General features: G+C 41.0%; 22 protein-coding genes. 9 read left to right on the top strand and 13 right to left on the bottom strand.

Annotation, left to right across the window (positions count from 1 at the left end; all coding sequences use genetic code 11):
• Window positions 1-16: 16 nt before the first annotated feature.
• From SAE01_RS10650 to SAE01_RS10630, 5 genes are all read right to left on the bottom strand, one after another.
• On the bottom strand, window positions 17-667 hold the full coding sequence (locus SAE01_RS10650; RefSeq protein WP_147203744.1) for a c-type cytochrome: 651 nt from the start codon (window positions 665-667) through the stop codon (window positions 17-19).
• Window positions 668-690: 23 nt separating this feature from the next.
• Window positions 691-1,281, bottom strand: coding sequence for a DUF3341 domain-containing protein (locus SAE01_RS10645; protein ID WP_147203743.1), 591 nt, complete (start codon window positions 1,279-1,281; stop codon window positions 691-693).
• Window positions 1,282-1,335: 54 nt separating this feature from the next.
• The gene (gene nrfD / locus SAE01_RS10640) at window positions 1,336-2,775 is read right to left on the bottom strand and encodes an NrfD/PsrC family molybdoenzyme membrane anchor subunit (protein WP_147203742.1); all 1,440 of its coding nucleotides are present in this window, start codon (window positions 2,773-2,775) and stop codon (window positions 1,336-1,338) included.
• A 117-nt stretch (window positions 2,776-2,892) separates the two neighbouring features.
• Window positions 2,893-6,210, bottom strand: a complete 3,318-nt coding sequence (locus SAE01_RS10635) for a TAT-variant-translocated molybdopterin oxidoreductase (RefSeq protein ID WP_147203741.1) — start codon at window positions 6,208-6,210, stop codon at window positions 2,893-2,895.
• Between the two features lie 102 nt (window positions 6,211-6,312).
• Entirely contained in the window at window positions 6,313-7,578 is a 1,266-nt protein-coding gene (locus SAE01_RS10630; protein ID WP_147203740.1) for a c-type cytochrome, read from the bottom strand.
• A gap of 222 nt (window positions 7,579-7,800) precedes the next feature.
• Between SAE01_RS10630 and purN the strand changes: the two genes are divergently transcribed.
• Window positions 7,801-8,427 carry a phosphoribosylglycinamide formyltransferase gene (purN, locus tag SAE01_RS10625; protein ID WP_246113206.1) on the top strand — a complete coding sequence of 209 codons (627 nt, stop codon included), beginning with the start codon at window positions 7,801-7,803 and terminating at the stop codon, window positions 8,425-8,427.
• 11 nt (window positions 8,428-8,438) lie between these two features.
• Here the strand turns inward: purN and SAE01_RS10620 are convergent, their stop codons facing one another.
• The 3 genes from SAE01_RS10620 to SAE01_RS10610 form a co-directional block, all read right to left on the bottom strand.
• Window positions 8,439-8,936 carry a GNAT family N-acetyltransferase gene (locus tag SAE01_RS10620; RefSeq protein WP_147203739.1) on the bottom strand — a complete coding sequence of 166 codons (498 nt, stop codon included), beginning with the start codon at window positions 8,934-8,936 and terminating at the stop codon, window positions 8,439-8,441.
• Window positions 8,914-9,540 (bottom strand): TIGR04282 family arsenosugar biosynthesis glycosyltransferase, encoded by a 627-nt coding sequence (locus SAE01_RS10615; protein ID WP_147203738.1) that lies wholly within the window; start codon window positions 9,538-9,540, stop codon window positions 8,914-8,916. Before SAE01_RS10615 ends, SAE01_RS10620 begins: the two co-directional genes overlap by 23 nt.
• 200 nt (window positions 9,541-9,740) lie before the next feature.
• Window positions 9,741-10,076 carry an arsenosugar biosynthesis-associated peroxidase-like protein gene (locus tag SAE01_RS10610; RefSeq protein ID WP_147203737.1) on the bottom strand — a complete coding sequence of 112 codons (336 nt, stop codon included), beginning with the start codon at window positions 10,074-10,076 and terminating at the stop codon, window positions 9,741-9,743.
• A gap of 104 nt (window positions 10,077-10,180) precedes the next feature.
• Between SAE01_RS10610 and SAE01_RS10605 the strand changes: the two genes are divergently transcribed.
• Window positions 10,181-11,005 carry a purine-nucleoside phosphorylase gene (locus SAE01_RS10605; protein WP_246113205.1) on the top strand — a complete coding sequence of 275 codons (825 nt, stop codon included), beginning with the start codon at window positions 10,181-10,183 and terminating at the stop codon, window positions 11,003-11,005.
• A gap of 181 nt (window positions 11,006-11,186) precedes the next feature.
• Here the strand turns inward: SAE01_RS10605 and recA are convergent, their stop codons facing one another.
• Entirely contained in the window at window positions 11,187-12,191 is a 1,005-nt protein-coding gene (recA, locus tag SAE01_RS10600; protein ID WP_147203736.1) for a recombinase RecA, read from the bottom strand.
• A 361-nt stretch (window positions 12,192-12,552) separates the two neighbouring features.
• Between recA and SAE01_RS10595 the strand changes: the two genes are divergently transcribed.
• Window positions 12,553-12,828, top strand: coding sequence for a hypothetical protein (locus tag SAE01_RS10595; RefSeq protein WP_147203735.1), 276 nt, complete (start codon window positions 12,553-12,555; stop codon window positions 12,826-12,828).
• A 297-nt stretch (window positions 12,829-13,125) separates the two neighbouring features.
• Here SAE01_RS10595 and SAE01_RS10590 read toward each other — a convergent pair whose 3' ends face one another.
• Window positions 13,126-13,860, bottom strand: coding sequence for a DNA-formamidopyrimidine glycosylase family protein (locus SAE01_RS10590; RefSeq protein ID WP_147203734.1), 735 nt, complete (start codon window positions 13,858-13,860; stop codon window positions 13,126-13,128).
• Window positions 13,861-13,942: 82 nt separating this feature from the next.
• Here SAE01_RS10590 and SAE01_RS10585 point away from each other — a divergent pair, with 82 nt between their 5' ends.
• The 4 genes from SAE01_RS10585 to SAE01_RS10570 all read left to right on the top strand — a co-directional run bounded on the left by SAE01_RS10585 (window position 13,943) and on the right by SAE01_RS10570 (window position 21,472).
• On the top strand, window positions 13,943-14,827 hold the full coding sequence (locus SAE01_RS10585) for an alpha/beta fold hydrolase (protein ID WP_147203733.1): 885 nt from the start codon (window positions 13,943-13,945) through the stop codon (window positions 14,825-14,827).
• Between the two features lie 43 nt (window positions 14,828-14,870).
• Window positions 14,871-15,626: a ZIP family metal transporter gene (locus SAE01_RS10580; protein WP_147203732.1), complete on the top strand. Its 756-nt coding sequence runs from the start codon at window positions 14,871-14,873 to the stop codon at window positions 15,624-15,626.
• A 286-nt stretch (window positions 15,627-15,912) separates the two neighbouring features.
• Window positions 15,913-19,350, top strand: a complete 3,438-nt coding sequence (locus tag SAE01_RS10575; RefSeq protein ID WP_147203731.1) for a ThuA domain-containing protein — start codon at window positions 15,913-15,915, stop codon at window positions 19,348-19,350.
• Between the two features lie 244 nt (window positions 19,351-19,594).
• On the top strand, window positions 19,595-21,472 hold the full coding sequence (locus tag SAE01_RS10570) for a glycoside hydrolase family 2 protein (RefSeq protein ID WP_147203730.1): 1,878 nt from the start codon (window positions 19,595-19,597) through the stop codon (window positions 21,470-21,472).
• A gap of 63 nt (window positions 21,473-21,535) precedes the next feature.
• On the opposite strand, the gene SAE01_RS10565 is transcribed toward SAE01_RS10570, so the two are convergent.
• Window positions 21,536-22,729 carry a Gfo/Idh/MocA family protein gene (locus SAE01_RS10565; protein WP_147203729.1) on the bottom strand — a complete coding sequence of 398 codons (1,194 nt, stop codon included), beginning with the start codon at window positions 22,727-22,729 and terminating at the stop codon, window positions 21,536-21,538.
• A 241-nt stretch (window positions 22,730-22,970) separates the two neighbouring features.
• On the opposite strand from SAE01_RS10565, the gene SAE01_RS10560 reads away from it, so the two are divergent.
• Together SAE01_RS10560 and SAE01_RS10555 are read left to right on the top strand one after the other, a co-directional pair.
• Window positions 22,971-23,735 carry a hypothetical protein gene (locus SAE01_RS10560; RefSeq protein WP_147203728.1) on the top strand — a complete coding sequence of 255 codons (765 nt, stop codon included), beginning with the start codon at window positions 22,971-22,973 and terminating at the stop codon, window positions 23,733-23,735.
• Between the two features lie 135 nt (window positions 23,736-23,870).
• Complete coding sequence (locus SAE01_RS10555) at window positions 23,871-24,470, top strand: NifU family protein (RefSeq protein ID WP_147203727.1); 600 nt, start codon at window positions 23,871-23,873, stop codon at window positions 24,468-24,470.
• A gap of 86 nt (window positions 24,471-24,556) precedes the next feature.
• Here SAE01_RS10555 and SAE01_RS10550 read toward each other — a convergent pair whose 3' ends face one another.
• Both SAE01_RS10550 and SAE01_RS10545 read right to left on the bottom strand, forming a co-directional pair.
• Window positions 24,557-24,757: a hypothetical protein gene (locus tag SAE01_RS10550; protein WP_147203726.1), complete on the bottom strand. Its 201-nt coding sequence runs from the start codon at window positions 24,755-24,757 to the stop codon at window positions 24,557-24,559.
• Between the two features lie 103 nt (window positions 24,758-24,860).
• Entirely contained in the window at window positions 24,861-26,579 is a 1,719-nt protein-coding gene (locus SAE01_RS10545) for a GMC oxidoreductase (protein WP_147203725.1), read from the bottom strand.
• Window positions 26,580-26,706: the final 127 nt, after the last annotated feature.

The raw sequence follows: 26,706 nt of genomic DNA, 5'->3' as shown, positions 1-26,706 counted from the left end.
AGTTTGTTTCTATCTTCTATTTTGCCATTGCTTGTGTTCCACCACTTGCAGATGCTGTAGCAGTACTATCAGCACCCGCTGCTGGAGCAGATCCTCCGCCTCCTTGTTTCGACTTAACATATTGCGCTACCATCCAACGTTGCTTTCTGCTTAACTGAGAAGCATAACTTCCCATCAGATTTTTTCCATAAGTCATCACATGATAAAGTGTGCCTTCAGACAGTGCTTCATATTTTGCATCTCCAACCAGCATAGCAGGTTTAGCCGCAAAAGGGCCGGTTCCACCCTTATAAAGAGGACCATTTCCGTCTAATGCTGTTCCATGGCAAATAGCACAATTAATCAGGTAAAGTCTTTCGGCTTCCTCCATCTCAGTTTCGTTCAACTTTGGTAATGGGTCTGCATAAGTAGCACTTTGTGCGTAACCAATACTATCGTTGTTTAAATGATAAGGAAGTTCTTCCCCACGGCTCACAGTACCTGCAACAGGCCGATTATTGTAAGTCACCCCTTTATTAGATAAATTGCCGTGATCAGCGTAGGTTTCGTAGGCCCTACTATTCTTCATATCAGGCATGTAATCCAGCCCGGGTTTGCTGTTGTCCCCACAGCTCATTATCAAAAGGCCTGAGAGGGCAAAGACAGATATAATTGCTAATTTCTTCATCGTTTGTTGTTCTTAATATTCCTTTATCCAATCACAGGATTTTCTTCCCTATACAATTTTGGCTCTACATCGTAGCGTCCAAACCACCATCCAGACTCTGCCACCTGGTAGTTTACTTCAACAGCTCCTGCACTCTGCAAAAAGCCTTTCAGATCATCCACATTTGTTCTGTCTGTGCATTCAATTGCCATTACAAAGAGGTCGTCTGTAGCCCTGGGATGAAAATGATGTTTGCGGACAAATGGCGCCAGTTGACACAGGTAGCAAAAAGTCATCACCATTCCAACCGCTGAAAACAATACCGTTAACTCAAAAGTAATTGGGATTAATGCAGGCAAAGGGAAGTTTGGTTTTCCACCAATATTCATTGGCCAATCTTTTGTAAAAACCCATCCCATGCCGGCCAAGGCGGTAGTAGTTCCCAAAATACCGTAGATGAAACCCGCAGTATGAAGGCTTGTTTCTCTCATTCCCAAAGCATGGTCTAAACCATGAACCGGGAAAGGTGTGTAAACGTCTTGAATCTTATAGCCTGCATTCCGTACTTTTTTTACAGCTGGAAATAAAACTTCTTCATCATCAAAACATCCAACTACATATCTTTTTAGTGCCATACTTTAAGCTTTTAGCCATTAACTTTCTTAATTACCAATAATCTCAACTGTCTCTTAGTGCGCATAATCGTGAGCAAATTCCTCCACCTTCTGCTCCTCCACTTTATCCATTCTCTCTTTATAATTCTCACCTGAAGTCTTCAATACATATTTAATTTCAGCAACAGCGATAGTTGGGAAGTATTTTGCGAAAAGGAAAAAACAGGTAAAAAATAGTCCAAACGTTCCTAGGTAAAAACCTATCTCCCAAATGGTAGGGCTGTAATAATAACTCCAACTGCTCGGTAGATAATCGCGATAAATGGAGGTAACTATAATTACAAAACGCTCAAACCACATACCGATATTAACTATAACACTCATGAAGAAAGTAAACACCACATTCCTACGCAGTTTGCGGAACCAGAAAACCTGGGGAGAAACAACGTTACAAAACATCATTCCCCAATAGGCCCAACCATAGGGGCTAAAAATATTTGCACGGCTGTAAAAGAAAGCGTAGGCTTCATATTCATTCTGGCTATACCACGCCATAAACAACTCCGTCAGGTATGCGCAACCCACAATAGAACCTGTCAACACAATTACTTTATTCATCGCCTCAATATGGCCGAGAGTAATGTATTCTTGTAGGTTAAGCACTTTTCGTACTACTATTAACAACGTCTGCACCATTGCAAATCCTGAGAAGATCGCACCGGCAACGAAGTAAGGAGGAAAGATGGTTGTATGCCAACCGGGAATTACGGAAGTGGCAAAGTCAAAAGATACAATAGTGTGTACAGAAAGCACCAGCGGAGTAGCCAATCCGGCAAGAACTAAAGATAAGGCTTCGTGGCGCTGCCAGTGTTTTGTACTTCCTGTCCAGCCGAAAGATAAAGTGCCGTAGAAAAACTTGCGAAACTTAGTCTTCGCTCTATCCCTTACTGTTGCAAGATCAGGTATAAGACCTGAGTACCAGAACAACAGTGATACGGTAAAATAAGTAGAGATTGCAAAAACGTCCCACAACAAAGGAGAGTCAAAGTTTACCCAAACCGGTCCCCTTGTATTGCCATAAGGAAAGATAAAAAATGCCAGCCAAACACGACCCATGTGAAATATAGGAAACTGACCGGCGCACATTACGGCGAAAATTGTCATCGCTTCCGCAGCCCTGTTTACACCCGTTCTCCACCCTTGTCTAAACAACAAAAGAATGGCTGAAATCAAAGTTCCAGCGTGACCAATACCCACCCACCAAACGAAGTTGGTAATGTCCCATCCCCAACCAATGGTCTTATTCAAATTCCACTGGCCTATCCCATAAGTAACATCTCTGTAAACACTATAAACGCCAAATAACAAAAGAGCGACAGAAATTGAAAATCCTATATACCACAACTTCGACGGCTTTGCCTCAATAGGACGAATAATATCTTCTGTTATCTGGTGATAATCTTTGTTACCGTCTACCAGAGGTTCCCTGATTTGTGATTCGTACTTTAAATGCATCTGATTTGGTTTAGAACCAGCCAAAGCTGATTTTAAATAATTTTATTGATTCTTATTGTCCAAACTTTCTTGTGTCTATTCAACATCGTTACGTCGCACGCTTGTACTATTAGTACATTAATGAACGCCTTCCATCTTCTCCTCTTTCTTTCCTTCCTGGCCTCCAACCGTTTCCCCAGCTGCCTCTTCACTAAGGTGAACAATTGCGTCATTATTCCTAACCTTAGCCAGGTAGCTGACGTTGGGTAGAGTATGCAACATTTCGAGAGAATAAAATAAGCGTTGTTGGTTGTCGGCCCGGTGCTGGTAAACTGCACTTTTCTTATCATTTACGTTACCAAAAACAATGGCATCTGTTGGACAAGCCTGCTGACAAGCACTTTTTACATCAAACTCTCCGTTCTCCCCCGACTTCAACGGACGGCTTTCTTTCTTAGCCTTTAGTTTTCCATCCTGGCACCGTTGTACGCAGAAAGTACATTTTTCCATTACACCACGGCTCCGCACAGTAACATCAGGGTTTAACACCATTCTTGTTAAGTCATCGTTCATCATAGCCGAAGCCTCTGTAATAACGCCTTTTTGGTTATCCGGGAAGCTGTCAGCACCCATATAATCAGACCAGTTGAAACGACGAACTTTATAAGGACAGTTGTTTGCACAATATCTTGTACCGATACAACGGTTGTACGCCATCATGTTAATTCCTTCGCTGCTATGCATTGTAGCGGCTACCGGGCAAACGTTCTCACAAGGTGCATTGTCGCAGTGTTGACAAAGCATTGGCTGGAACACAACACTTGGGTTGTCAAGACTTCCGCTGAAGTAGCGGTCAATTCTTAACCAGGCCATATCGTGGTATCTAGCTACCTCTTCCTTACCAACTACAGCCACATTATTTTCAGCCATACATGCAACCACGCATGCCTGACATCCTGTACAACTATTTAGATCAATGCTCATGCCCCACTTTATTCCCGGCTTAGGAAATAAGGGATAAAGTGTAGCATCTCTTTCGAAATTTTGTCCTTCTTTAGGTGCAAAATCTTTATGTAGCTCTTCTCTTCTTTCGCTAAACATTTCAGGCTCCTTTCTCAAGGTTGCCAAAGTTGTCTCTAAAACAACTTCTGTACGACCCTCGTAGCTCTGGTGAGTTTGGCTTTGAGCCACTTTATACTGGTAACCTGCATTAGAAACCTCAACTGCAGGGACAAAGTAATCTCTGGTTACTCCATTAAAGGCCACTAATGGAAATGCATTCTTACCTACAGCACCACCTGCTCTGCCTATATTGGTGTGCGCAGTTTCAATTAACTCTTTCCTTTTGTCTGCATCGTCATCAGTTATAGCAGCATCTGTACCGCGACCATAACCTAGGGCAATACCAATTGTGCTAGGGTTAGTACCCGGTACAATAATGATAGGAAGCTCTAGACTCTTACCGTTAACGGTAACCTTTATCACATCCTTTTCGGGATGTACCTCATAATCATCAGTCTGACCGTTATCTTCTAAATCTATTTTGAATAAGTTCTTCGCCATAGCCGGAGAGATAACAGCATAGTTATCCCAAGTGGCTTTTGTTATCGGATCTGGGGCTTCGTGTAACCACGGGTTATTACCCTGTTGTCCTGTACCTAAAGTAACTTTCTGATATAAAACCAACTCTGTATTTCCACCTTTTCTTGCTGAACCAATTGCACCTATTGCACCACCGACGGCTCCTCCATTAAAAGCAGAAGTTCCTCCTCTTGTCGCAGCAACTGTTTCTAAACCAACCACGTTTGCACTTCGTGCAGTATCAGGAGCATTTGACGTGACGTTAGTTAATACAGTGTTGATACTTGTACCTCCATTTATAACTCCGTCTTGCAATGCCTTGTCCCAGTTTGCTTCACCTCCTAAACGCCCAACCCAGTATTGCCTGTAAAAAGCAAGATAATCTGTTGGTGCACCGCTCCATTTCAATAGGCTATCCTGCCAATGACGGGTCTTAAATAAAGGATTTATTGTAGGCTGAATTAGCGAAATATTGCCTGTTCTTGACTCCGCATCACCCCAACTTTCAAGGTAATGATGATTTGGAATAACATACTTACATAGTTGAGAAGTCTCGTCTAGCTTAGTATTAAAAGAGACTGAAAATTTAACCTTCTTCAACCCTTGAGCAAAACGAGCACTATCAGAATAATTATAGACTGGGTTTGCTTCATAAATCAACAAGCCACCGACTGCACCTGCGTTCATGTCATTTACTAACGCATTAATATCAGCATCAACACCCTGGTGAGTATTATAGGTAGACGACCAGTTGATAGTTGTGCCATTAGCTCCGATTAGCTCATTGATTCCGTTCACAACAATCTGTACGTTTGGATCATTACTTCCTGCCAGTACCACTGCCGCTCCCCTGTTTTTGGCTAACATGCCAGCAGTCTTTTGAATAGCCTGCTGAAGTTTTGCATCCAAAGAAGGAGCTGTAGCAGCACCACCTAAAGCTGCATACAAAGCAGTTGCAATTGCGCCGGACTCAGAAGGCTTGTGATGATATCTTTCATCGGCATTTGCACCGGTCATAGTCATTAAACTTTCAAACTGAATATGACGACTCATATCAGCTTTGTTTCTGTTTAACTTTCTGCCAATGCTATATTGTTTATTAAATTCTACAGGGCTTACCCACGATGCAAGGAAATCGGCATTGATACTAACAATAACTTTAGCAGCTGCTAAGTTGTAAGAAGGTATTGCTCTTTTACCATAAGTAGCTTCATTAGCCAATAACATTCCGGAGTAACTGACAGCATCATACATAACGTGACGGCTACCAGGAAATCTTCCTAGAAACTGTGATATAACAAGTCTTGTGGTAGGAGATGTTATTGAACTTGTAAGTAAGACAACGGGGCGACCACCCAACCCGGCCAAATCTGCTGCCACCATTTTATCTAATGCATCGAAAGTACTTACTTCCTTTCCGTTTGCAAATGGTACAGTTAGCCTGCTGTTATCGTATAAATCGAGCACTGACGCCTGCATTCTTGGAGATGTACCTCCAAGTGTTACAGGAGACAGTTCATTACCTTCAATTTTTATGGGGCGACCATCTCTTACTTTGGCTAAAGCGGGAACCACTTCACCATCTTGTACAAAAGTTGTTGCGTAAAAATTAGCAACGCCAGGTATTACATCTTCAGGCTTGTTAACAAAAGGAATTGCCTTTTTAACAGGCATCTCGCAACCTGCAGCAACTGCCGCAGCAGCAGTACTAAATCCAAGGAATTTTAAAAAATCTCTACGGGGAGTTCTTGCATCCAACAAACCTTTATCATCTTCGACCAAGGGCAAATCTTCCTGGAATTCGTCAGCAGTGGATTGATAAGCATTTGACTTATTTAGCTCTCCAAAACTTTGCCAATACCTTTTTTGCTCCATAATTTATTAGTTGACGTTGGTAGTAACAATGTTAGCTACCAGCCTTTCTATTGTTATTTTATAAACTTAATATTCTATTATACTTACCTATCCTTAGCGAGACTAGTAATGACACTTTTGGCACTCAGTTCCACCAATTTTTTCTACGGTAATTCCTTTGGAACTATCAATCTTACCATTTTTCAAATCGTCATGAAACTTTTGATAAATGCTATAGAAACCGTTGTCTTTAAACTGCACCTGTGTAGTACGATGACAGTTGATGCACCAACCCATGCTTAGCTCAGCGAACTGGTATGCAACACCCATTTTTTGAACCTCGCCGTGACAAGTTTGGCATTGCACCTTTCCAGCTTTAATATGTTGAGAGTGGTTGAAATAAACGTGATCAGGAAGATTATGAACCTTGTTCCATTCAATTGGTTTTGCTTTATTTGGATCCCATACTTTCGATACATTAGGATCAAAACCTGCGTATTGATATAATTTTTTTATCTCGGCAGTACCATCCACTTCCGATCCATCTTCGCGGTAAATTTTATCTTTCCCTGTATACTCATTGATGGCCATGTGACAATTCATACAAATGTTTACCGACGGTATGTTAGCATGCTTGCTGTCTTGTGCACCGCCATGACAGTATAAACAACTGATCTGGTTAGTACCTGCGTGTACTTTGTGAGAGTAATAAATAGGCTGCTCAGGTTGATAATTTTTTGTGCGCCCTAAACCTATCGCACCTTTTACTGTCAGGTAACCTCCAACGCAGAATAAAAGAATTGCTACAATCGCTATATAAACTTTATTTCTCCAAAAAGGCACAGGCTCTAATGCAGGCTGTCCTTCTTTCTCATCTGAAAGTTTCTTTAAATTGCTATTAACCTGTAATAAGATTAAAACTACTACGGCAAGTACCAGAGTAAGAATACCATACACCAATGAGTTATCTTCACCTGATGTTGCAGCAGCACCTTGAACTCCCGTATCAGGACCTGCAGCTTTTGGATCAGGAACAGACTTGATATAAGCAAGAATAGCATCGATCTCGGGATCAGTAAGATTCGGAAATAAGTTCATCTGCGTTTTGTTGTATCTCAAATACAACTCATTTGCATATTTATCTCCTGTCTTTAAGAAAGCCTGGTTATTTCGTATCCATGCGTAGAGCTTCTTTTTATCTCCCCAGCGTTCTTCCACGCCGGCAAGTGCAGGACCAGTTAACTCTTTATGAGGTGCATGACATGATGCACAATTTGCAGAAAATAAAGCCTGACCATTTGCCTGAGCAAAACTTTTATCACTGAAGAAACAAGAAATGAGAACTACTAAACTTACTAATGTTTTTGCTATTCGTCTATGCTGAATCATATACACAAAAAGTTGTGCTTTGATGTGGAAAAATCTCCGAGAATGGGTGCAAAAATAGGTCACGATCTTCACATATTATCAACATAGTAAAAAAAATTTTTTCTAGTGTTGATGCGGGTTTCAAAGGATTTTTGAAAAAAATAAAAATTGATTGTCATTAATTTGTAACCGAAAAGAGTGCTAATTATTTAGGTTTTATAGAGCCGTTTCTTACTTAAAAAATTGCCTCATCTTTACACGATGTCTACCGCCATTTTACCATCACAAAAGAATCATTCCGTTGTTCAAATTGCCCTGTTTGCATCGGGTGCCGGAAGCAACGCAAAAAAAATTATTGAGCACTTTGAAAACAGTGGGCGGGTCGTAATTAAACTCGTTGTTTGTAACAAACCAGGTGCAGGTGTTGTTCAAATAGCAGCAGACAACAATATCCCTGTGCTTATGATTGAGAGAGAACGTTTTTTTAACGGTGATAGTTATTTAAACGAGTTAAACTTGGCATCAATTGAGTTCATAGTACTGGCAGGTTTTCTTTGGAAAATCCCAGAAACGCTTATCCAGAATTTCAGAAACAGGATTATAAATATTCATCCTGCTTTGTTGCCAAAATTTGGAGGCAAAGGAATGTATGGATCAAAGGTGCACGAAGCTGTTATAGCTGCGGGTGAAGTTGAAAGTGGAATCACGATTCATTACGTTGATGAACATTATGATAATGGTGATGTCATTTTCCAGGCGAAATGTTCCATCTTGCCAACTGATACTGCTGAAAGCTTAGCAGAAAAAATACATAAACTTGAGCACGAAAACTTTGCAAGAGTGATAGAAGAATGTGTAAGCAAATTGTAATCATAACGCGCTTACAAATCTTTCTCCATGTAAACCACGTTGGCTAAAGGGTTTTGGTAGTAAGCGGAAGTATTTACAAAACCCTGCTTAGCATATAACTTTATTGCTGGCTGCAATCTTTCTAATGTGTCAAGCACCATTTTTTTGTAGCCTCTGTTTGTAGCTTCGTTTAGACCTCGTACAACCAACTCTTCGCCTACACCGTGTTTTCGAAACTCAGTTCGTACATATAGCCGTTTCATTTCGCAAACGCCTTCCTTTGATAATGGTTGAAGGGCAACGCAACCTGCTACCTCGTTGCCTACATAAGCAAGCAATAAACAACCTTCAGGCTCACCATATTTTTTAAGGGGATTCTCTAATTCCTCATCAAAACGTTGAAAGCACAAATTCTCGTTCAGGCTCAATGAATATTCAACAAACAGTTCTTTTATAATATCCAGCTCCTTTGAAGCACTTTTTACCTGCTGAATATGAATCTCTCCGTTACGTTTGTTCTTCAGAGTCATCTTCTTTTAGATGGGTTAAAATGTTTGTTTCAAGCAGGTCTTCCATGGTATCGATGTCGTTTAAAACAGGCAGTTCAATATAAGTTAGTCGTGCGTTTGTTAATGAAGTCAATGTATCATCGAAAACACTTGAAGTGCTCCAGTCTTTTGGTTTAAATAAATCTGCATGTAATTGTTTCATTCCTAGCAAATAATAACCTCCGTCTGAAGCAGGACCGATCACAACATCTGTTGTAGCTAATTTATCGAAGGCCTCATTCAAAATTTCAGCCTGTAATTCGTAGCAATCACTTCCGATAATGCAGACTTTTTTACAGCCTAAATCAAAAACCTTTTTAAAAGCATTCATCATTCGTTCGCCAAGGTCTGCACCTTCCTGGACAAACTTTGTAAAGAGGTCATCATCAAAAACATCATTGACATGAACATAAGAAGAGTAAAAAATAAAGTGACTGCAATTGCATGAAATAGCGATGTCTCTTGTATACTGTAAAAGGAATTTATAAACCTGAAGCGTTTTCTCGTCGCCAAGGTCTTTTGCAAGGCGGGTTTTTACTTTGCCTTTCTCTGCATTGCGGACAAAGATGATTAGGGCATTTTCCATCGGAATATTTTTTAATTAATTAGGACGCAATCAAAGCAAGATCTTCAAGGAGCAATAGTTGTTTTATATGAGAGCTATTTTGGTGTTCCATATTCGTCGCCATGATGCTGGTATGATTGCGGTACAAGAGTGCGACGCAACGGCGGCATCAACAAAGAACAAATGTCGGCTACAAAATACTTTTTACTGTTTTCCCAAAACTACATTGCAATCTCTTTTACCTTATTCATCATTTGCACGCCATGCACAAGCGAGGCACCACCCCGGATGGCAGCCGCAACATGCACCGCTTCCATCATCTGCTCTTCGCTGTAGCCTTTTTCGTAAGCATTACTGCTGTAAGCGTCAATGCAGTAGGGACATTGAACTGCATGAGCAACTGCAAGTGCAATCAAAGATTTCTCCTTTGCCGTTAATGCACTGTCTTTAAATACCTCACCATACCAACCAAAAAACTTATCACCCATTGCTTTTTGGTATTCTGTAATATTTCCAAATTTTGAAAGGTCGGCGGAGTCGTAATAGGAGTCTGACATAATGTTTTATTTAAAATGAAACTATTGCTTTTTCTAAAAGTTTGACCATACTATAAACATACCCGAAAATTATTTGTTTAGTTTTCCAATCTAAAAATAACCTCGTGCACAACTACCTGGAGCAAATAAAAGAAACGGCATCTTTCTTAGTTAACGAAGGTTTTGAAAAACCGGTTGTTGGCATTGTGCTTGGTACCGGATTATCTGAACTTGTCAGCCATATACAAATTGAAAGAAATGTTGCTTATGAAACCATTCCAAACTTTCCGTTATCAACAGTTGAGTTTCATAAAGGCAATTTGGTATATGGAAAAATCGGTGGGGTAGCAGTCGTGGCAATGCAAGGAAGGTTTCACTACTATGAAGGTTATTCTATGCAACAAATTACTTTTCCAATAAGGGTTATGAAGGCAATCGGCGTTAAACATTTGTTGCTTAGTAATGCGGCGGGAGGCATTAATATGGGTTATAAAAAAGGTGACCTTGTCTTGCTCGACGACCACATCAACCTTCAACCTGAGAACCCTTTGCGCGGACTAAATCTGCCTGAGTTCGGTAGCAGGTTTCCTGATATGAGCGAGCCATACAATAAAGGTTTGAATGATTTAATAAGACAAAAAGCAAAAGAGAGAAATCTACCTCTTCACGCGGGGGTATATGCATCGGTAGTCGGGCCTAATCTTGAAACGCGGGCAGAGTATCGGTACATAAAATCTATCGGAGCAGACCTCGTAGGCATGAGTACAGTGCCGGAAGTCATTGTTGCTAACCAGGTTGGACTTCCATGTGCCTGTGTTTCTGTTATTACCGACGAGTGTGATCCCGACAATTTAAAACCTGTTGATATTAGCGAAATAATTGCCGTCGCAGGAAAAGCAGATAAAAAGCTGAGCGAGTTATTTGCAGCGGTGATTGCCGAATTGAGCTGAGATTTGCCTCATCCCCCGACCCCTTCTCTTCGCGGAGAAGGGGAGTAAGCAGCCAGCCGCTTCTAGAATCCGTTTTCATTTCCCTCTCCGCGAGGAGAGGGTCAGGGTGAGGCGAATAAAAAAAGCCATCCCTATAAAGAGACGGCTTATATACCTTATTAATCGGCAAGAAGTACAAGGTTTATGCAACCACCTGTGCTTCAGCTATTTTAGCCCTTATTTTAGCTTCTAGTTCGGTAGCTAATTCAGGGTTGTCGGTTATTAATTGTTTAACTGTATCACGGCCCTGGCCAAGTTTGTTTCCTTCGTAACTAAACCAGCTTCCACTCTTTTGTATGATACCTAGCTCTACACCCATATCTATTATTTCGCCCATCTTGCTGATACCTTCACCGAAAATAATGTCAAATTCAGCAGAACGAAAAGGAGGTGCTACTTTGTTCTTAACCACTTTTACTTTTACGTGGTTACCAATTGCCTCATCTCCATCTTTCAATTGTGCACTGCGCCGAATGTCTAACCGAACAGATGCATAGAACTTCAGAGCGTTACCACCGGTCGTAGTTTCAGGGTTACCAAACATAACTCCGATCTTCTCACGCAACTGGTTGATAAAAATACAAATGGTGTTGGTTTTATTAATCGTGCCGGTCAATTTTCTTAACGCCTGGCTCATCAAACGGGCATGCAGTCCCATTTTACTATCGCCCATCTCACCTTCCAATTCACTCTTTGGCACCAATGCCGCGACTGAGTCAATTACCACTACATCAAGCGCCCCGGACAAAATCAAACGATCTGCAATTTCCAATGCTTGTTCTCCGTAGTCCGGTTGAGAGATTAAAAGGTTATCTACATCCACACCCAGTTTTTGAGCGTATGCACTATCAAAGGCATGTTCCGCATCTATGATCGCGCACATTCCACCTTTTTTCTGAGCCTCTGCAATTACGTGAATAGCAATTGTTGTTTTACCGCTGCTTTCCGGCCCGTATATTTCTATTATCCTTCCTTTAGGTAAACCGCCAATTCCAAGTGCAACATCTAACCCTATTGATCCCGTAGAAATCACTTCATGTGGTACGTCAGGTTTCTCATTCATCATCATTACACTACCCTTCCCGTAATCTTTATCAATCTTATCCATTGTCAGCTTAAGGGCCTTCAACTTATCCGAATTACTCATGCAGCTATATTTTTGTCAAAATTATTGAATAGGTAAAGGTATAGTAATTAAGTTACTAACACTAACTATTTTAGTAATAGAACTAATATTTTTGGTTTTTGTAAACATACAGAACCTCTTAATTCAGCACCGTTGTGTCACTCACTTAATACTGAATTGCTTTATTCGGCTCCAGTCTCTATTCGTACCAAATCTTTTTACACATATATTTCATTGGGACGTTGTTATAAAAATTGACGTTACTATGTCTGTAGAAAAAAGTAATCAAAGCGGGATTAAGCAAAGCAACTCCAACCAGATGGCAGAACTATTGCAGTTTTTGATAATCTAAGAATTATTTTAATCTCTATAAAAAGACTTTATGAAAAAGCTAATAGTGCTGGCTTTGCTGACGTATGTAACTGCTTGTACAAACCCCGAAGACAGGGCGACAGGTGATGCAGATTCAACGTCTTTCAACCAGAGCGGTAATGAAAAAAACCTGAACACTGCTTCTGATGATCCTGAGAACCAGTCTCATGCAAACAACAACGATACATCTGCCATGCCATCTACTTCAAAGCAAAATGTGAACTCGCCCACCGAGGGAACCAACAGAAGTTATAAAGCCGGTGGCGATAGTAGTAATAAGAAATAAACAAAAACTTACGGAGATACTAAGAAACAACAAGCAATAAACTAAGTTGCTTGTTGTTTCAAAAAGTCTTGTAGTTCGACTCAATTTAATCAGCAAGAAAACAAGTCTTCTACTTAAGCTCCGGGCCTATTGCCTTCGTCTTTACTCTTAGCATTTTTAGTTATGTAAGCAATTACAATAATGATAACTATTACAGCGAAAACCACTCCTATTATCATACAAAAGATTTTGATGTAGATAAAGCAGAGAAAAAGTTATACCGGTTTTTTTTATAATGTGTTAGTGGAAGCAGCGCGATTAAATTTTATAAAGCACCTGGCAATTGGTGCAGAAAAAAGTTCGCCGCTTTGTTTTGCCTGCGTATTTTTTTATTAGCGGAATATTGCAACGAGGACAAGTCTTTTTCGTATGGGCTAGCCAATGCTTTTTTAGCACATAATTTTTTTTCCACTCTAAAAAGTCGAAACTATATATTCTTGCCTGGGACACCAACTCGTCCAACTGGTGCGGCGGAAGTGCGCCCACTTCACTTTCGGGATGTACTCTAATTCTAAAAAGCACTTCATTCTTAATTATATTTCCAACTCCACTAAAAACCTGTTGATCAAGCAGTGCATCGCATACCAATGTTTGCGGTTGTTGATCCAACTTGAGTATAGCTTTTTCTGAATCCCAATTATCGTTCATAACGTCGCTCGTCCAATCATAGATGTCGTTTAGATCTTCTTCGATGAATTGAACCGAGCACGCATAGAAGTTTATTTCACCTTTTTTAAATTTTAGTGATAATCGAGGCTTTGTTTCTTTTTGTTCGTTGATTCGATAAGAACCGAATAACATAAAATGTATTCGGACAGTAAAGTTTGGAAAGCAGATTAAGAAATGTTTACCCCAGCTTTTAAAATCGATGATCTTCTGACCGGCTATTCTTTGGATATCCATTTTACTATTGCCGTCTACATCTACGACTTTCTTGCCTTTAAAAGGTTGAACCAGTTCGTTCAGGATAACTATAGACGGACCTTCGGGCATACAATCGGCTTTGAGTTGCATTATTCAAAACGTACGCCATTGGCCTTTTAATTGTTGCGGTACATCTTTAAATGCAGGTTGCATGAAAGATGAAGTGTTCGAACTTCCAGACAAAAGAACATTGGGATATGCATTGTACGGTCCTTTAGAAGGGCGACCTGTTATTTACTTTCATGGAACGCCCAGTTCAAGATCAGAGCCTTCTTTATTGAATGCTTTTGGTATAAATGTCGAAGCTTTGTTGACCAGGTACCATCTTCTCCTTATTGCCGTTGACCGACCTGGCATTGGTCTGTCTGCATTTAACCCTAACGGAAGTTTCAATTCCTTTGCCGATGACGTTGCTCACCTCCTTCGATTTCTAAAAATTGAAAAGACAACTGTTTTATGTTGGTCCGGCGGAGGCCCTTTTGCGCTCGCTATTGCTAACCGATATCCTCCTATTATACAAGCAGTAAATATTATAGCAGGCTTTTCCTTACCGTTTAGTACGCCCGGCGTTTTCAAATCAATGCATGCCAACAAGTATTACTTCGGAGCTGCAAGAAGAATACCTTCCGTCCTGCGATTTTTTATGAATCTGGTTGTAAGAAAAGGGGCAAAGAAACCTTTTCCACAATGGCTTTCAGGTTTACCTGACGTTGACCATACGTTGCTAACAAATCCTCGAGCATTCAAAACATTATCAGCAAGTACTTTAAAGGAAGCGTGTCGTCAAGGAAGTAAAGGAGCGGTATACGAAGCGGGTTTGTATTTCCAGGATTATGGTTATAAACTAAACGAGATTATACAGCCGGTCCATTTTTGGTGGGGAACCAGTGATAATGCAGTTACCCGCCTGCATGCTGAAGCGGTGGAACATCAGGTACCGAAGGCGGTAATGCATTACCAAAAAGACGAAGGGCATCTGTCTATCTACGTTTCTTACTTTGAAGAAATAATACAGACTATTGCTGCATTAGAATAAGTTTGAATCAGCATCTTTTTTTTCATCCATTTTAAACAGACTTATGTTGCCCATTTGGTTAAAGGCGGGATTGTGGGGATTGTTGTCAGGATCAGCATTATTAATTGGTGCCGGGACCGGCTACTATTTTAAAATACCTCAGCGTCTTATCGCCGCTATTATGTCTTTTGGCAGCGGTGTACTTATTTCCGCATTGTCATTTGATTTGATGGATGAAGCCTATAAAAGCGGCGGTTTTCTCGCAACATCTATTGGCTTTATTGCAGGTGCTTTGGTGTATACCATTGCTAATATTATCGTCTCAAATAAAGGAGCGAAACATCGCAAAAGGTCGGGAGAACACCAGGCATCTGAAAGCGACAAAGAAGGAAGCGGCACTGCGATCGCCATTGGAGCATTGCTGGATGGAATACCTGAGTCAATCGTTATAGGAGTTAGCATGATAGAGGGCGGTGCCGTAAGTATGGTAGCGGTAGTTGCCATCTTTCTTTCGAATGTTCCCGAGGGTTTATCGAGTGCATCGGGGATGAAAAAAGCAGGACGATCGAAAAAATACATCTTCCTGCTTTGGCTTTCGATTGCACTTGTTTCAGGAATAGCAGCGGTTTGCGGTTATGTACTATTTGATGGATTCAGTAAAGAGGTCATAGCTGCCACGACGGCTGTTGCAGCCGGAGCCATACTATCTATGTTGGCTGATACAATGATACCTGAGGCTTTTGAAGAAGCGCACAACTACTCCGGCTTGATAACGGTCCTGGGTTTCCTTTGTGCCTTTATGCTGACGAAACTATTTTAGCCTTCAGTGATTTTAACCCTTTCCTAAAAAGTGCCTGAAATCCTTCTTACCTCTAAAAACTGAAACTGGAGTTGCACGGAGATTCCAGATGAACGAAATGCGTCGCAACGATGCGGCGTAGATGCACTTAGCCGGGAAAACAATTTAACGCTTAAGAAAAAAAGGGCAAAAAAATGTTTAAAATGCTATAACAAGGCTACAAATGTTTGAAAATTTCAAAGTCGCATCGTAAGTTCTCTTAACTTTAATTTTTTTCCTTCTGTATTTAAAAAAACGCGGTTTTGCAATGAAAAGTTTAAGACAAGCTTCTGGTGTATTTTCAAGGTTAAGGTATTCTTTAGTGATACCTTTTTTAGTGTTGACGTTGATTTTGATTTCTTTTGGTAGGAGAGCTAGTAAGCCAAGAGTGTTGGTTTTTAGTAAAACAATGGGTTGGCATCACAGCTCCATACCAAACGGTGTTGCCGCCGTTAGAAAACTAGGCCTCGAAAATAATTTTGATGTAGATACTACTACTGATGCCTCAAAGTTTAATGAGGAAAATTTGAAAAGGTACGCTACGGTTATTTTTATGAGCACTACCGGCGATGTGTTAGATCCAAGCCAGCAAGTTGCTTTTGAAAGATATATCCAGGCAGGCGGAGGATATGTAGGGGTGCATTCGGCTACGGACACGGAGTATGATTGGAGATGGTACGGCCGTCTTGTCGGTGGTTATTTTTACGATCATCCCGGTATTCATGATACTGCTCGCAACGTACAGTCTGGCTTGTTCAACGTGGTAGATCAAAGCAATATTGCTACCAAACACCTTCCAAAAGAGTGGAAGAGAACTGACGAGTTTTACAGCTTTAAAAACTTAGCTCCTGATACAAAAGTTCTAATTACGCTGGATGAGAGCACCTATAACGGTGGTAAGAAAATGGGTAATCACCCAATGGCATGGTATCACGATTTTGAAGGTGGACGTGCTTTTTACACTGCACTAGGCCACACAGAAGAATCTTACACTGATCCTTTGTACCTGAAGCATTTGCTTGGAGGTATCCAATATGCAATCGGTGAAAATGCACCATTAGCTTACTCAAAAGCAACATCACAATATGCTCCCGTAGAAGACAGGTTCGCAAAAACTACGCTTGCAGAAGGAGTTTTCTTTGAGCCAACAGAAATGACTATCCTTCCAAATTTCAACATTCTGATTGCTCAACGCAGAGGAGAGATTTTGATGTATGACAATAACACAAAAAAGGTAAAACAAGTCGGATTTTTGAATGTCTACTGGAAAACAAATACACCAGGTGTGAATGCAGAAGAGGGTGTTCTTGGACTTAATAAGGATCCAAACTTCGCTAAGAATAACTGGATCTACATTTTTTATAGCCCAATTGATTCTTCTGTTAACCGTTTGTCACGGTTCACGTTTAAGAATGATACGCTTGATTATGCAAGCGAGAAAACAATTCTGGAAGTTAAATCTCAACGCGAGATCTGTTGCCATACGGGCGGATCAATTGCATTTGGACCTGATGGTCTTTTATACCTTTCTGCAGGCGACAACTCTACGCCTTTCAATGAGCCTAAGGCGCAGTATGTGAGCAATAGCTTTGCACCTTTAAATGACCTTCCGGGCAAAATGCAGTATGACGCACGAAGGTCAGCCGGTAACACTAATGATCTTCGCGGTAAAATCATGCGTATCAGAGTTAAAGACGATGGTACTTATGAAATCCCTGAAGGCAATTTATTTTCAAAAGGAACTGATAAGACAAGACCTGAAATTTATGTAATGGGAAACAGGAACCCTTACCGTATTTCTGTTGACCAGAAAAACAGCAACCTATATTGGGGTGAAGTAGGTCCTGACGCCAACAACGATAGTGCTTCAAGAGGCCCGCGCGGCTACGACGAGGTGAACCAGGCTCGCAAAGCAGGCTTTTTTGGATGGCCTTACTTTGTAGGAAATAACTATCCTTATCGTGAATACGACTATGCTACAGGCAAAAGCGGAATAACATTCGATCCGGCTCACCCGGTAAACAATTCAAGAAACAATACTGGTTTGAGAGACCTTCCACCTGTTTCACCTGCGTTTATCTGGTATCCGTACGATGTTTCGCCTGACTTTCCACAAGTAGGTACGGGAGGTAGAAACGCAATGGCTGGCCCTGTTTATTACACCGACATGTTTCCTTCGGAAACACGTTTGCCAGACTACTACAACGGCAAGTTGATTATATACGACTGGATCCGTGGTTGGATGAAAGCTGTTACCATGGCACCAAACGGTGACTTTGAGAAAATGGAGCCGTTTATGGAACACACCAAACTGCGCAACTGTATCGATATGGAGGTTGGTCCAGACGGAAGATTGTATTTATTGGAATATGGTTCCGGCTGGTTTGCTAAGAACGAGGATGCTGCTTTATCTCGAATCGATTATAATGCCGGCAACATTGCTCCAAAAATAACTAAGCTCAGTGTAAACAAAACTTCAGGCAGATTGCCTCTTGCAATAAAAGCATCGGTTGCGGCAAGAGATCCTGAAAAAGAAAAACTTACTTATACATGGGATTTTGGTAATGGTGTTACCAAGACTACTACGTTACCCACTACTGACTATACTTATACCGAAGCCGGTGATTATAAGTTAAGAGTTTACGTAAAGGATCAGCAAGGTGCTTCAACAAGAAGTGATGACTTTGGTGTGTATGCAGGAAATGATGAACCTAAAGTATCAATCAAATTAATTGGTGCTAATAAATCCTTTTATGTACCTGGCAAGCCTATCAAGTATGCAGTTACTGTAACAGATAATAATCTTCCTGTGAAAATTGATCCTGCAAATTTGTTTGTGTCAGTTGAATATGTGGAAGGTTACGACAAGGCGGCATCAACAATGGGTCACCAGCAAGGTGCTGCGACTATCAGCGGCAAGAACTTGATGCTATCTCTTGATTGTAAGGGATGCCACAAGGAGAACGAAAAATCTATCGGACCTGCTTACATGGCCGTTTCAGAGAAATACCAGAAGCAGCGTAACGCAATGAACTACCTCACCCAAAAAATCATCAAAGGCGGAGCGGGTGTTTGGGGAGAAGTTTCAATGCCGGCTCACCCTCAACTTCCGCCGTCAGATGCTAGCCAAATTGTTAGCTGGATACTTTCACTTGCAAATAAGTCAGCAGCAGCTAAATCATTGCCTGCTGTAGGAACCATTACTCCTGAGCCTTCTAAGCCAAATGCAACTATGTTGTTATCGGCTAGCTATACAGACAAAGGTGGTAATAATATAAAAGCCCTTACGGGACAAACAACGGTTGCTCTTAAAAGTAACAACATCGCTTTCCAGGGAAATGAAAAGATGCAAGGTTTTACCCCAACGAATTTCAATCGTACGAACCTGGTGATGATCCCACAAGGTGGTGGTTGGTTCGCGCTGGATAACATCGACCTTACAGGAGTTACCACTGCAAGCATGGTTGTAGGTTGGCAAAAAGCACCTGAAGTTCTTTTACAATTTGAAGCCAGGTTAGATAGCCCTACCGGTCCATTACTTGGTGAAGGCGGACTTACTCCTAAAGCGGGTCAGCAGTCTGGTACTATTCGTATACCAATTAAAGCTGTTGCTGGAGGCAAAACTCATTCTGTATACTTTGTTTCTAAGGCTGCTTCTAAAGAGCCCTTGCAAGCAGGTATAACGGCGGTACAGTTTGGAGGATAATAAGGGGGTTTTCATAAAACTCCTAAAACACTAAACGAAAGACATAAAGGACTAGACTTCCTTTATGTCTTTCGTCTTTATAGGCAATTCAATTTGCTTTTAAAATTCCTACAGCACCTTATCTTTTTTATATTTGACAAAGGTAAAAGAGGTTTTAAAAAGGCCGGTGCAAACATTTTGGCTAACGTTTTTTAGTGAACGATTTGAACTAAATTGGCACTCATTTTCATAAAAAGTAAAACAGATGAAAAAAATATTATTGCTTGGCTCCTTGTTTTTAACTCTGAAAATCTCCACGGTTTCTGCGCAGGATTTAAACTGGCAGGTAGGGAAAAATAAAATACCCACAGTTTGGGTTGATAGTGTTAATCCGACCAGACCGTTGCCGGAATACCCGAGGCCTCAGATGGTCAGAAGCAACTGGATAAATCTGAATGGTCTGTGGGATTATTCTATTGTTCCAAAAACTCAACAAGACGCAACCCCAACTTCTTTTGACGGAAAGATCCTTGTTCCATTTGCAGTTGAGTCAGCCCTTTCAGGAGTTGGGAAAACTGTGGGAAAGGATAGCATCTTATGGTATAAGAGGCAATTCACCGTTCCTTCCAAATACAACAAACAAAACATGCTCCTTCATTTTGGCGCGGTAGATTGGTTGTGCGATGTATTTATAAATGGAAAGCTTGCTGGTACACACCAGGGAGGGTATGATCCTTTTTCGATCGATATTACTCCTTACCTAAAAAAAGGTTCAAACCAGGAACTCGTTGTAAGAGTATGGGATCCTACCGACGATGGACCTCAACCAAGAGGTAAACAAGTTAAACGCCCAAATAGTATCTGGTATACAGCCGTCACAGGGATCTGGCAAACAGTGTGGCTGGAGCCTGTTCCTACAACGTACATCGTTTCCACAAGACAAACGCCTGATATTGACAAACAGACCCTTACAGTTTCAACTAATTTGAGCAATCTTTTGCCAACAGACAAAATAAGAATATCAGCATGGGACGGTACGCAAAAAATATCTGAACAGTTAGTCGCCGGAAATTCAGAAGCAGTATTGCAGGTCAATAACGCTAAGCTATGGTCGCCCGAAACACCGCACTTATACGATTTAAAAGTGTCTGTGATTAGAAACAACAAAGTAGTTGATGAAATAAAGAGCTACTTCGCTATGCGCAAAATCTCTGTGGGAACTGATGCAAATGGGGTAAAGAGAATTTTACTAAACAACCAGTTTGTTTTTCAGTATGGACCGCTCGACCAGGGTTGGTGGCCCGAAGGATTATATACTGCTCCAACAGATGATGCATTGAAATTTGACATCGTAAAGACCAAGGAGTTTGGTTTTAATATGATCCGAAAGCACGTGAAAACCGAGCCTGCAAGATGGTACACTTACTGCGACCAAATGGGAATGTTGGTTTGGCAGGATATGCCTAGCGGCGACTTGGGTGCCAGATGGGAATCAAGGCCGGGTATAGAAGGGTTAGGCGAAGACATGGTTCGGACCGACGCATCAGAAGCGATTTATCGCAAAGAATGGATTGCTATCATGGACGCTTTCTATAATTTTCCATGTATCGTTATTTGGACTCCTTTTAATGAAGCATGGGGACAATTTAAAACAGAGGAAATTAGTGAGTGGACGGCCAAAAAAGATCCTACAAGATTAATCAATAGTGCAAGTGGTGGCAACTTCTACTCTAAAGCACAAATCATGGACCTGCATAATTACCCATCTCCTGCAATGCCAAGCGTAGAGTTATTTGGTACTAAACAAGCGCTTGTTTTAGGTGAGTTTGGTGGACTCGGACTGCCATTAGACGGGCACACTTGGCAAGACAAGAATAACTGGGGATACCAGAATTTTAAAAGCCAGGACGAGTTGTATGCGAGGTATGCAACATTTATAGACAGATTGCCGAAATTGATTAAACGGGGATTGTCAGCAGCAGTTTATACTCAAACAACCGACGTAGAAGTAGAAGTAAACGGGTTGATGACTTACGACAGAAAAGTAATTAAAATGCCGGCTGATAAGTTGAGAGCACTTCATAGTAAACTATACGACCCTTCTTTAGTTACCATTAAAGCATCTACAGCTGCCATAAAATAGCAAGATCTGTAAAACTAAAAAAGCCTGTTTACCACAGGCTTTTTTAGTTTTATTGAAAATGGACTACTTTTCTTCTTTTTCAAAAATTTTCCCAGTTTGCTTGTTTTTAAGGATTAATTTCTTTAACCCGTAATGTGTCATCTCTTCTTTAACCAGGTAATGATCGGCATCGTATTCTACCAGGTGGCTGTCTTTAGAAACCCCTTCTTGTCCTCTCCAAATGTCTAATTGTACAGGTTCCCAAAGTTTGCTTTTTGCAGATTTGTAGCAAGCGTCTAAAATTGCATTCACCACGTATCCGTCATAGAAACTTTCTTTCGGTTGTTGACCTTGTTCAAGGGCGTTGAACATATCCATAAACATATGGTTATACCCCAGCTCATTTAATTCATCACCTACAGGAAATAGCCAACCGGTATTGCTTTCAGCTTTCTCTGAAACGTAATCAGCACCTTTACCCGTAGTAAACATTTCCAGACCTGTACGCAAAAAGTTATTCGACCAGATTGTTCCTTCGGTACCCATTACTTCATCGCGAAGATCAAGTCCGCCACGAAAAGTCCAGCTTACTTCAAACTGTGCAATGGCGCCATTTTCATATTTTATCAGCGCTATAGAATGATCTTCTGCATCTATCGGTTTTACCTGTGTATCGGCCCAGCACATTACCTCTACAGGCCGTATATCTTTTCCGATATAAGTCCTGGTAATTTCCACGCAGTGGCAACCAAGATCTAGAATACAACCACCGCCCGCCTGCTCGATATCCCAAAACCAATCGCTGTGTGGGCCAGGGTGCGTCTCTCTTGACTTCGCCCATAATATTCTGCCAAGTGCGCCGTTTTTTACACTTTCATATGCCTTTAAAAATTTTGGAGTGTACACAAGGTCTTCGAGGTAACCGTTGAATATTCCTGCTTTTTCAACTGCCTCGACCATACGTTTCGCTTCTGCAGCATTTCGGCCCAAAGGCTTTGTTGTCATCACTGCTTTTTTATGCTTACAACAAAGCATTACCGCCTCTTCATGTAGATTGTTTGGAAGAGAGATACAAACAATATCAACATCAGGATGTGCTATAGCTTCTTCCATATTGGTGGTCGCATGTCCTACCTTATAATCCTCTGCAAACTTTTTTACAGACTCTTCGCGGCGAGAATAAATACTTACGATCTTATCCTTGTTACGATATCCTTGTATAGAGTCTGCATAAAAACGTCCAATAAATCCCGACCCAAGCATAGCAATTCGTTGCATAAAATTTTTAGTTTATTAAATTATTGAATTCAGGAAAAGTATTTATAAAGTGTAAAAGCTAAAGTAGCAATATCCTATAAAACCACCTATTGAATTACGACAAAAGTGACTGGAAAAAATATTTGGGCCGTCGCATTTCTCCCGCATTGCTTCCACTCATCTTTTTGTATTTCCACTGGTGGAAGAATTTTTTTTGAAACAGGTAGCCACGCCATTTTTGTGTTTTACAATCAACATAAAAATGACAAAGTCAGCTACACTTGCAGCGACTGTTTTAGTCGCAATACTTTTTAATGCCTGCTCACCCTTCAGAATTTCAGTAAGCAATGAACTATCCGCTGCCGCGGAAATGCCGGTAAAAGGCAAGAACGGAATTATGATTAACCAGAAGCTAAGCTTTGGTGAATACAGAACAGAAAAAATTAACCGATCATGGACCGAAGGAAATAGTATTAACGGCGGAGCCATGAAAGTTTTATGGGCTACCTATTCGCAAAAAAAGCAGAGTATTCATTTTTCACTTAAAGACACCGTAAACAATCGCTCTGAAGTTTTTTGTCTGGCAAAGACCCGTTCAGAAGATTGGACTGTTGGAGAAAGTCCCAATAGCCTCTTTAATATCATGGGTGATCTTCTTGGCGTTGGTGGAAAAAGTGATAATACGTTTGCCGTCAATATTTATCTTTCTAAAGAACCCGCTCCATGGGAGCTGATGCTCGACGTGCAAAAGGCTCAAGCGAATAGCAAACGCTATGTCGGTTTCCTTGCTCAAAACAAGGACAATTATTATACACTCCATCCAATTACGAGTGTAGAGAAAAATGGCAAAAAAGGTTCCATACCGATTGGGTCTGTTGGTTATGAAATCAGGAGTAAAGGTGGGGTCGCATTGGCGGCGGTATCGCTTATGGACCAGGGTAAAGTTTACATAGGAGCAACCGATCCCAAAGAAAGATTCTTGCTTGCAAATGCATGTTCAGCGTTGTTATTGCATGAGGTAATGTAGTGAGTAGGGGATTTCTATTGGGAGTAAAGCTTTCGAATTAAGAAAATTTAGGATTTCTGTTGCAGACAGGCCGGTTACATGCCCTTTAATCTCCATAGTGTTTCTTACCTTTGAATGCGATTTAAATTAAAAGTTATGATCAAGACAGGTAATCCCGTTATAAGTATATATACAGAAATGACTCCTAATCCGGAGACTATGAAGTTTGTTGCCAACAAACTTTTGTACCCGGGTAAGAGCATCGATTTTGCTGATGAAAGTTTGGCCGGTCCTTCTCCTTTAGCAAAAGAGCTGTTTAGTTTTCCATTTATTAAAAGTGTTTTTATAGCAAGCAATTTTGTAACACTTACAAAAACCGCAGATACAGATGATTGGCAGGACGTTATTCCAACCATCAAACAATTTCTAAAAGACTACTTGGAAAATGGTGGTGCTGTAATAAATGAGGATGAAATTGTTGTACAGAAGTCAGACGCAACTAATAACATTAGCGCCGACGACGATGATGTAGTTAAGCGGATAAAAGAGCTATTGGAAAACTATGTGAAGCCAGCTGTAGAAATGGATGGCGGAGCAATACAATTTAAAAGCTATGATGACGGCGTTGTAAACCTGATGCTACAAGGAAGTTGCAGTGGTTGTCCGTCAAGTATGATCACACTGAAAGCCGGTATCGAAGGAATGATGAAGCGTATGATACCTGAGGTAAAAGAAGTAGTTGCCGAAGCAGAATAGTACCTCACAAATATAGATAAAAAATAAACGCCCTTTTTAGTGGCGTTTATTTTTTATGCAGACTTCAGAAATTGCTTCTTTTACTTTTAACCTTTTTGATCGTTTTTGTTGCTATTCCTTAATTCCTCCCAAGCCTTTTTTGTAGGGCTATCATCATTGTTGTCGTTACCTTTTGTATTACTTGTGCTATTTTCATCGCCTTCTTCGGTCTCCAAGAAGTTAATATGTTTGGTGGTATTTGCTTCTTGCGGAGCTTGCAGGTTTGGATCTTGTTCTTTATCGTTCATAACATTTGTTTCTGGTATGTCCTCTAATCCTGTGCCAACGAATCCTCCAATTAGAAGTCCTCGAGAGCAAATAATTCCACTAGAAGGTTTAAAACTTATTCCATTAAATATTCCCTTTCTTCAATTCTTCAACAGCAAAATTTGCAGCACGCGCGGTAAGGGCCATATACGTGAGTGAAGGGTTTTGGCAGGCGTTTGATGTCATACATGCTCCATCCGTGACGAATACATTTTTTACATCCCAGATTTGGTTGTTACCATTTAAGATAGAAGTTTTCGGATCCCTGCCCATTCTTGCAGTTCCCATCTCATGAATACCCAAACCTGGAGGGTAAACAGAATCAGAGGCGTTGATATTCTTGAAACCGGCCTTTTCGAGCATCTCCGAACCACTTACCATAATATCTTTCAGCATCGACAATTCGTTCTGCTTGAATTCGCAATCTATCACCACGGTGGGCATACCCCACGCGTCTTTTTTCTGCTCGTTTACTGTAACCCTATTTTCCGCATAAGGCAAACATTCACCCATTCCCGTCATCCACATACTCCACGGCCCAGCCTCGCTCAATTGCTCTTTGAAGGCCGCGCCTATAGTTGCATCCGTAACATTACTGTTGCTCCTAGATCCTGATGATGCGAAAGCAAAACCCCTAATAAAATCTTTCTGAAGGTCCTTGCCAACATTCCTAAACCTCGGGATATATATACCTGCAGGTCTTCTTCCGTAGTAATATTTATCCTGGAAACCTTCATAAGATCCCTGTATGTGCGCCCTGTAATTATGATCCATCAGGTTGCGCCCGAGAACATCATTTGTATTGCCCAAACCATTCGGAAACTGCGGAGACTTTGAGTTCAATAAGATCAAGGCAGTGTTTATCGTTCCTGCATTTAGAAAAATAATTTTTGCATAGTACTCGGTCATCTTCTTCGTGTTGGCATCAATTACTCTAACGCCCGTGGCCCTGCCTTTGGTTGCGTCGTAGATAATAGAATGTACCACTGAGAAAGGACGAAGCGTAAGATTGTTAGTTGCTTTTGCTGCAGGCAAAGAGGCGGACACACTACTAAAGTAGCCGGCGAAAGGACATCCTCTCGCGCACTTATCGCGGTATTGGCAAGGACCTCGGCCATTGAGACCTTTGGTGAGGTTTGCAGTTCGAGAGATGATAACGTGGCGATCTTCATAGGATGACTCTACTACGCCTTTTAAGTGTTTCTCAATACAGTTCATTTCCATTGGCGGTTGAAACTCTCCATCCGGCAAATGAGCGATGCCGTCCCTGTTACCGCTAATTCCAACGAATTTTTCTACGTATGAATACCAGGGCGAAATGTCTTTATACCTTATTGGCCAGTCTACAGCAATCCCTTGTTTTGCGTTTGCTTCAAAATCAAGATCACTCCAGCGTTGAGTCCACCTCGCCCACATCAGAGACTTGCCTCCAACCTGGTACCCTCTGATCCAGTCAAAAGGCTTCACTTGTTCATACGGATGCTCCTTGTCTTTTACAAAAAAATGTTCTGTTGCCTCAGTGAAAGCATAGCACTTGCTTGCAATAGGATTGTCCTTAATTAAGTCCAGAGTAAGCGTATCTCTATGAGGTAAGTCCCATGGGTTTAGTGTAGCTGTAGGATAATCTTTTATGTGTTCTACATTTCGTCCGCGTTCAAGCACTAGGGTCTTTAAACCCTTTTCGCACAGTTCTTTTGCAGCCCAACCACCAGACATTCCCGATCCGATGACAATGGCATCGAAGGTATTTTGTTCTATCCCCTTCGAATTAATATTTACTGCCGAAGAATCAGAATATCCCATTATTGGTAGTTTGGTTGTTTTTGAGCAAAGATTGATTAATAAGGAAAAGGTAATTTTTTGGTACCAGCTCTATTGCATGATTGCACATCGTTGTGTCACTCACTTGTACTTTTTAATCCCTTATTCA

Source organism: Segetibacter aerophilus (assembly GCF_007991655.1).
In the GTDB taxonomy this organism is placed as follows: Bacteria; Bacteroidota; Bacteroidia; order Chitinophagales; family Chitinophagaceae; genus Segetibacter; species Segetibacter aerophilus.
Note: the sequence above shows the minus strand (reverse complement) of the source record. Positions and strands in the feature narration are given on the sequence as shown.